Raw genomic sequence first — 1,515 nt, forward strand, 5'->3', positions numbered from 1 at the left:
CGGGGGCGGTGCGCCGGAACGACACCGGCAGCGCGGCGAAGGCGGCGCCGTCATCGCTGTCTTCCAGCATCAAGGTAAGGCTCTTGCCGTCGCCCAGGGTGACCGGCGTGGCGGCCACGGCGGCCACCTCTGCCGCACCCATCATCGAACCCGCGCGCTGCGGGCCGCCGTTGCCCACGGCCTGGGCGTTTTTGGGCAGATCCTGCCCCTTGGCCAGATGTTCGCCATGCACACGCAGCATGTGTCCGTACATGCGTTTCTCCTTGTTCATCGGCACCGCCGGGCGGTCGCCGTCATGGTGTTGCGGAAGGGGCGCGGCGCGGGGCCGCTACAGGGCAAGCACCTGCTCGGTGCCGTCCTTGAAGTTGTAGGAAGTGACGATCTCGATGCCGTTCCAGTGGGTGATCTGGCGGTCCATGTCCTTGCCGCCCGGCACGATCTGAAGGGCACCGGCCTTGTAGCGGTACAGCAGGTTGCGGGCGCGCTCGTGCATGAACAGGTAGGTGGAGCCGGAGGTGGCGCGCACCTGGGCCAGCATGTCGTCGATCATGGCCTCGGTGGGCACATGGTCGCGGCTGACGTTGACGATGGCCGCCACGCTGTGGGGGTTGGCGATCTGGATGCCCAGGTACGACTTCAGCCGCAGGCCGAACACCAGCACGCCCTGGTACTGGCCGCTGGTGGCCTTGTAGAGTTCGCCGCCGTTGATGGACTGCACGTCCAGCACGGTGCCCTGCTTGAAGCATTCCGGGCTGTACAGGCCGCAGGTTTCGCCTTCGACGAAGCGCACGGCCAGCATGGAGTAGCAGCCGCCCGCCGTGGCCCCGGCGTCGGTGACCTTGCCGTGGTCCAGGGCGAAGGCGCGGAAGTTGTCGTAGATGATGCGCTGTTCCGCCGACATGCCCGAGCGGCGCAGCACCTTGGGCATCTTCTTGGAGAAGTACTTCTCCTTGCCGCCGAACATGCGGGCGGTGTCTTCCGGCACCTCGATCTCGCCGCCCAGGATGGACAGGTCCACCTTGCGCAGGTTGCTGGTCACCTCCACAGAGGGCAGGGGCGCATTCATCTCCACCCAGCCCGCGCCCTGCACCTCTTCCACGTCCTCGTACATGTTCCACAGGCCGTGGCTGGCCTCTTCGAAGGGAACGATGCCCAGGATGGGAGCCTCCTCGGTCAGCCCGTCCACCTGCTGCGGCTGCGTGGAAGCCTGTTCGTTGCTCAGTTCCTTCAGCGTCTTGCCCATGCCGGATGCCTCCTGGCGGTTAGCGTTTGGCGAACACGACGGTCCGCAGGAAATCCTCGGTGCTCATTGCCTCGCCGCGCGCGCCCGCCGGGCCGGCGCCCGCGCCCAGCGAATCCTCGCCCATGCGTTCGCCCACCAGAGACATCAACTCGGCAAAGGCGGGATGGTTGCCGAGTCCGGCGCGCACCAGCGGGGCCAGCCGCCCTTCCATGCGGGCGTCCAGGCTGCGCACGGCGCGGCGGGCGGTATCGATGCGCTCGTCGTAGCGGGAA

1 protein-coding gene and 2 pseudogenes are annotated in these 1,515 nt (G+C 67.5%); all 3 read right to left on the bottom strand.

The features are described from left to right. Nucleotides 1-253, bottom strand: a pseudogene (locus FVW20_RS14905) (hypothetical protein); the annotation flags it as partial. Nucleotides 254-328: 75 nt separating this feature from the next. After that, entirely contained in the window at nucleotides 329-1,243 is a 915-nt protein-coding gene (locus FVW20_RS14910) for a major capsid protein (protein ID WP_190246082.1), read from the bottom strand. A gap of 19 nt (nucleotides 1,244-1,262) precedes the next feature. Next, nucleotides 1,263-1,515, bottom strand: a pseudogene (locus tag FVW20_RS14915) (hypothetical protein); the annotation flags it as partial.

This window comes from Nitratidesulfovibrio oxamicus, assembly GCF_015731765.1.
In the GTDB taxonomy this organism is placed as follows: Bacteria; Desulfobacterota; Desulfovibrionia; order Desulfovibrionales; family Desulfovibrionaceae; genus Cupidesulfovibrio; species Cupidesulfovibrio oxamicus.

Excerpts from the sequence above, each read along its gene's own strand:
- FVW20_RS14910 (WP_190246082.1), bottom strand. The coding sequence starts at position 1,243 with ATGGGCAAGACGCTGAAGGAACTGAGCAACGAACAGGCTTCCACGCAG.